The following is a 5,902-nucleotide window of genomic DNA, read 5'->3' as shown; positions in this document are numbered from 1 at the left end:
ATCACGGAGCCTGCCATGCCGGCGAAGAAGGCCGATGGGGACTCCTGCACCTCAACCAGACTGAAGCGGGCCTCGAAGCGCTCGGAGCGGTTGCGTACAAAGCGCGGCCAGAGATCGGCACCCGGGATGAGGTCTCGCAGGTTGGACATCATCTGGCAACCGTTGCAGACACCCAGAGAGAGGGTATCGCCACGCTCGAAGAAGCGCTGGAACTGCTCGCGGGCGTTGTCATTGAACAGGATGGACTTGGCCCAGCCTTCCCCCGCCCCCAACACGTCACCGTAGGAGAAGCCGCCACAGGCCACCAGGGTCTGGAACTCCTCCAGCTTGATGCGACCGGAGAGAATATCGCTCATATGGATATCGACCGCCGCGAAACCGGCACGATCGAACGCCGCCGCCATCTCCACATGGGAGTTGACTCCCTGCTCGCGCAGCACCGCCAGACGGGGGGAGACCCCGCGGGCAATGTAAGGTGCAGCCACATCCTCGGACGGGTTGTAAGTCAGCTTGGCATGCAGACCCGGATCGGTGGCGTCCTGACGGGCCGCGTGCTCACTGTCGGCGCACTCGGGGTTGTCGCGCAGGCGCTGCATCTGCCAGCTGGTCTCGCCCCAGATGGTGCGAAGTGCGGTACGGCTGGCACGATAGACCTCCTGACCGCCCCGCTGCAGGGTGATGAGATCCCCTTCGCGCACGGTGCCGAGCACATGGGAGCAGGCTGCCAGACCGTGGCCGGCCAGCAGGGTCATCACCGCCTCTTTATCTTCGCGACGCACCTGAATGACGGCGCCCAGCTCTTCGTTGAACAGCGCCGGCAGCAGCTCGCCGCCGATGCGATCGAGCTGGATGTCGAGGCCGCAGTGGCCGGCAAACGCCATTTCGGTCAGGGTGACGAACAGGCCGCCGTCGGAGCGGTCGTGGTAGGCGATCAGTTTGCGATCAGCCACCAGCGCCTGAATGGCGTTGAAGAAGCCCTTGAGCTGGACCGGATTGTCGAGATCCGGCGCCTTGTCACCCAGCTGGCGATAGACCTGCGCCAGCGCCGAGGCGCCGAGGCGCTGCTTGCCATTGCCAAGGTCGATAAGGATAAGGTCGGTTTCACCGAGATCGGTACGCAGTTGTGGCGTGACTGTGTTGCGCACATCCTCGACCCGGGCAAAGGCGGAGATGAGCAGGGAGAGCGGCGAGGTGACGCTGTGCTCCTTGCCATCCTGCTGCCAGCGGGTCTTCATGGACATGGAGTCCTTGCCCACCGGGATGGTGATACCAAGGGCCGGGCAGAGCTCCTCGCCCACCGCTTTGACCGCCTCATAGAGACCGGCATCTTCCCCCGGGTGACCGGCAGCGGCCATCCAGTTGGCGGAGAGCTTGACCCGCTTCAGCGACCCGATGTGGGCCGGCGCCAGGTTGGTAAGCGCTTCCGCCACCGCCATGCGAGCGGAGGCGGCGTGGGAGAGCAGCGCCACTGGGGTACGCTCGCCCATCGACATGGCTTCGCCGTGATAGCTGTCATAGGTGGCAGCGGTGACGGCGCAATCGGCCACCGGGATCTGCCAGGGGCCAACCATCTGATCGCGATTGACCAAGCCAGTCACGCTGCGATCGCCGATTGTGATAAGGAAGGACTTCTCCGCCACAGTCGGCAGACGCAGAACCCGCTCGGCCGCGTCACTCAAAGTGATGCCATCTAGCTGGAGCGCTTTGCCTTGTGCAGGCAGAGTCACCACGTCGCGGTGCATCTTGGGCGCCTTGCCCAGCAGCACGTCCAGCGGCAGATCGATGGGCTGATTGTCAAAGTGGCTGTCAGAGAGGGTCAGATGCTTCTCTTCAGTCGCGGTACCGATGACGGCATAGGGGGCGCGCTCACGCTCGCACAGCGCCTTGAACAGCGGCAACTTGTCCTGCGCTACCGCCAGCACGTAACGCTCCTGGGATTCGTTGCACCAGATCTCCAGCGGGCTCATGCCCGGCTCGTCGCTCTGGATGGCGCGCAGATCGAAACGACCACCGCGCTCACCGTCGTTGACCAACTCCGGCATGGCGTTGGAGAGACCGCCCGCCCCCACATCATGGATAAAGACGATAGGGTTGTCGTCACCCAGCTGCCAGCAGCGATCGATCACCTCCTGGCAACGGCGCTCCATCTCGGGGTTGTCACGCTGCACCGAGGCAAAGTCGAGATCTTCGGCCGACTGGCCGGAGGCCATGGAGGATGCGGCACCACCGCCCAGACCGATGTTCATCGCTGGGCCGCCCAGCACGATCAGCGCCGCGCCGACCGGGATATCCCCTTTCTGGACATGTTCGGTGCGGATGTTGCCGATGCCGCCTGCCAGCATGATGGGCTTGTGGTAGCCACGCACCTCGACGCCATTGTGGCTCGGCACCTCCTCTTCGAAGGTACGGAAGTAGCCGAGAATGGCCGGACGGCCGAACTCGTTGTTAAACGCGGCGCCGCCGAGCGGCCCCTCTTGCATGATGTCAAAGGCGCTGACAATGCGGCTCGGCTTGCCGAAATCCTGCTCCCAGGGCTGCTCGAAGCCGGGAATGCGCAGGTTGGAGACGGAGAAACCGACCAGACCCGCCTTGGGCTTGGCACCGCGACCGGTGGCTCCCTCGTCGCGGATTTCGCCGCCGGAGCCGGTGGCTGCCCCCGGGAACGGGGAGATGGCGGTCGGGTGGTTGTGGGTCTCCACCTTCATCAGGATGTCGACCTGTTCCTGGTGATACTGGTATTCGCCGTTGGCCGGGCTCGGGAAGAAGCGGCCACCCTGGCTCCCTTCCATCACGGCAGCGTTGTCTTTATAGGCAGAGAGGACATGATCCGGCGTCTGCTCGAAGGTGTTTTTGATCATCTTGAACAGCGACTTGGGCTGCTGTTCGCCATCGATGGTCCAGTCGGCATTGAAGATCTTGTGACGGCAGTGTTCGGAGTTCGCCTGGGCGAACATGTAGAGCTCGATGTCGTTGGGGTTGCGACCCAACTTGGTGAAGTTCTCCACCAGATAGTCGATTTCGTCGTCGGCCAGCGCCAGACCGAGCGCCACGTTGGCTTCGGCCAAGGCTGCACGACCACCGCCCAGCACATCCACCTGGGTGAAGGGGCGCGGCTCGTGGTGAGCAAACAGGGCGGCAGCTTCGCTCATCTCGGCAAACACCACTTCCATCATCCGATCATGGAGCACAGCGGCAATGGCGCTGCGCTGGGCGTCACTCAGCTCACCCTGCTCCTTGATGGTCAGGTAATAGGCAATACCACGTTCCAGCCGCTTGACCTGTTGCAGGCCGCAGTTGTGGGCGATGTCGGTTGCTTTGGAAGACCAGGGGGAGATAGTGCCGGGGCGGGGGGTAACAAGAAACAGCTGACCGCTGGGGGTGTGTTCGGGGATGGTCGGGCCGTAGCGCAAGAGCTGGCCCAAGGTCGCTCGCTCGGGGGGAGAGAGGGGGCTTGTCAGCTCGGCAAAGTGCACGTATTCGGCATAGACATCCTCTATCTCTACTCCGCTCTCTACTCCACTCTCGTTTCTCATCTGTGCGAAGCGTTGCAGCAGTTTTTGGACACGAAAATCAGACAGTGCTGGGGCACCACGCAAGATATCCATATGACCTTTCTCACCAAGTTTTAAAGTGGGGGGGGAATTGAGACGCGCGTATTATAGGGATCTGGCTCACAGCGGACAAACGTTTTTCTCACTTCGAGCAGTGTGACTCTGCGCACACTCTCTGGTATAAAGGTGCCTCTTTTTTGACAAATGCCGATTTTTTCAACAAAGGTACTCACCTACTTGCGCTGCATTTTTCGACTGTTTATCGGGCTGTTGTTGACGCTGACGCTGGTTGGCTGCGACTTCTATAGCCCCTCCAGCCAGCTGGAGCAGATCCGCCAGCGAGGCGAGATCCGGGTTGGCACCATCTATGGTCCCACCTCCTATTACCAGCGTGACGACCTCGCCCAGGGGTTCGATTACGAGCTGGTGCAAAATTATGCCGACTGGTTGGGGGTGAAACTCACCATCATCCCGGTCGACACCACTGACCAACTGGTCACACTGCTGAAAAAGGGCAAACTCGATCTGGCGGCTGCCGCCATCATGGTCACCCCCGAACGGCGCGAGCTGTTTCGCTTCGGCCCGGGCTTCTACCAGGTCTCTCCCAAACTGGTCTATCGCAACGGCAAACCCAAGCCGGCTTCGTTGAACGATATCAAGGGCAAGCTGGTGGTGGCCGCCGGCTCCACCGGTGAAGATCTGCTCAAAGAGATGAGCAAAGAAAATCCGAAACTAGCCTGGAGCACCAGCGACAACGCCGATGTGGAGGAGCTGCTCAAGCAGGTGGTGGATGGCAAGATTGACTACACGGTGGTGCAGGATACCGTGCTGGCCCGTACCCAGCGCTACTACCCGGAGCTCACCGAGGGGCTGACCCTGGCCCAGAAGCAGACCGTTGCCTGGGCCATGAGCAAGCTGCCCGATGACAGCCTCTATGCCAGCGTGATCGACTTCTTCGGTCAGCGCTTTATGGATGGTGCCATCGCCAAGCTGGACGAGAAGTACTTCGGCCACGTGCAGAACTTCGACTTTGTCGATACCCGCACCTTCCTCAAGCGCGCCAAGAGCCTGCTGCCCAAGTACCAGCCGCTGTTCCAGACTCACGCCAAGAATATCGACTGGCGTCTGCTCGCCGCCATCAGCTATCAGGAGTCCCACTGGGACCCACAGGCCCGCTCTTACACCGGCGTGCGCGGCATGATGATGCTGACCGAGCCCACCGCCAAGGCGATGGGAGTCAACGACCGGCTTCATCCGGAAGAGAGCATCAAAGGTGGCTCCCTCTATCTGCAACAGATGATGGAGAAGGTGCCGGATTCTGTGCCCGATGACGAGAAGGTGTGGTTTGCCCTCACCGCCTACAACATCGGTTACGGCCACATGATGGATGCCCGCCGTCTGACCAAAGAGCTTGGCAAGAACCCCGACGCCTGGAGCGACGTGAAAGAGGTGCTGCCGCTGCTGCAACAGGCGCGCTGGCACCGCAAGGTACGTTACGGCTATGCCCGTGGCAGCGAGGCGCGTAACTATGTCAACAACGTGCGCCAGTATTACCAAAGTCTGCTCTGGCTCGACAACGAGCAACAGAAGGCACATCAGCGGGAGAGTCTCGACAACGACAGCGAGCCCGAGCTGGCCGAGCGCCCCACCGCCATCGCCGAAGTGGTCAATCAGATCACCATGCGCTAACCAGCCATTATTCGGCTGTTTTCACGCAAACTTCTCTGTTACCATCGATTCACATCGGAGCCTATCCGAAATCGCATTGTTTTCATTATGTTGAGAGATTAAATAACAGCAATTTCGGATGGGCTCCATCAATGACCCAAGGCCGGGATGGCCAACTGAGTTGGGAGGAGACCAAGATGCAAAAACGTAGAAAAATCAGTCTGGTCAGAAAAGCGAAGTGCAGCTGGAGCCCCAGACGCAAACTCAAGCTTAATGACATCAAGCGCAATCTGTGGCGCAGAAATCGATCCTATACCCTGCTTATTGCAGAGCACACAGCATAAACCCGGCATTCGCCGGGTTTTTTATCTTCTTTCTCACCTGAATACTGTCTTACACCAGCGCCGCCTTGAACTGTACCGACCGCTTGGAGATCAGCGAGTTGCAGTGGTTGCAGAAGTAATCCACTGCGCCGCACGCCTTGAGACGCTCCAGCTCCTGCTGGCAGGTGGGGCAGATGGCCGTGACGTGGACATTGGCCTGACACTGACCACAGGTTTGCTCCTTGCTGCGGGTATCCAGTTCAGCCTGGCATGATGGACAAAGCAGGGCTTCCATAATCAACTCCTCGAAAAGTGGATCTGCCATGGTCTTGTTCCATGGCAGATCCCCCTCCCCTTATT

The 5,902-nt window shown here is 60.4% G+C and carries 3 protein-coding genes; 1 reads left to right on the top strand and 2 read right to left on the bottom strand.

The genetic code is table 11. The annotated features are described in order from the left end of the window. On the bottom strand, positions 1 to 3,605 hold a 3,605-nt coding region (gene purL / locus AB5Y92_RS06390), incomplete at its 3' end, for a phosphoribosylformylglycinamidine synthase (RefSeq protein ID WP_368226007.1). Between the two features lie 150 nt (positions 3,606 to 3,755). Here purL and mltF point away from each other — a divergent pair. Beyond that, positions 3,756 to 5,240 carry a membrane-bound lytic murein transglycosylase MltF gene (gene mltF, locus AB5Y92_RS06385; RefSeq protein WP_368226004.1) on the top strand — a complete coding sequence of 495 codons (1,485 nt, stop codon included), beginning with the start codon at positions 3,756 to 3,758 and terminating at the stop codon, positions 5,238 to 5,240. A gap of 372 nt (positions 5,241 to 5,612) precedes the next feature. Here mltF and AB5Y92_RS06380 read toward each other — a convergent pair whose 3' ends face one another. Continuing rightward, positions 5,613 to 5,837 carry a zinc ribbon domain-containing protein gene (locus tag AB5Y92_RS06380; protein WP_042056368.1) on the bottom strand — a complete coding sequence of 75 codons (225 nt, stop codon included), beginning with the start codon at positions 5,835 to 5,837 and terminating at the stop codon, positions 5,613 to 5,615. Between the last annotated feature and the right edge of the window lie 65 nt (positions 5,838 to 5,902).

Source organism: Aeromonas sp. R1-1, assembly GCF_040908495.1.
Taxonomy (GTDB): Bacteria; Pseudomonadota; Gammaproteobacteria; order Enterobacterales; family Aeromonadaceae; genus Aeromonas; species Aeromonas veronii.
This window is presented reverse-complemented; position numbering and strand designations above follow the sequence as displayed.

Excerpts from the sequence above, each read along its gene's own strand:
- mltF (WP_368226004.1), top strand. The coding sequence starts at position 3,756 with ATGCCGATTTTTTCAACAAAGGTACTCACCTACTTGCGCTGCATTTTT.
- AB5Y92_RS06380 (WP_042056368.1), bottom strand. The coding sequence starts at position 5,837 with ATGGAAGCCCTGCTTTGTCCATCATGCCAGGCTGAACTGGATACCCGC.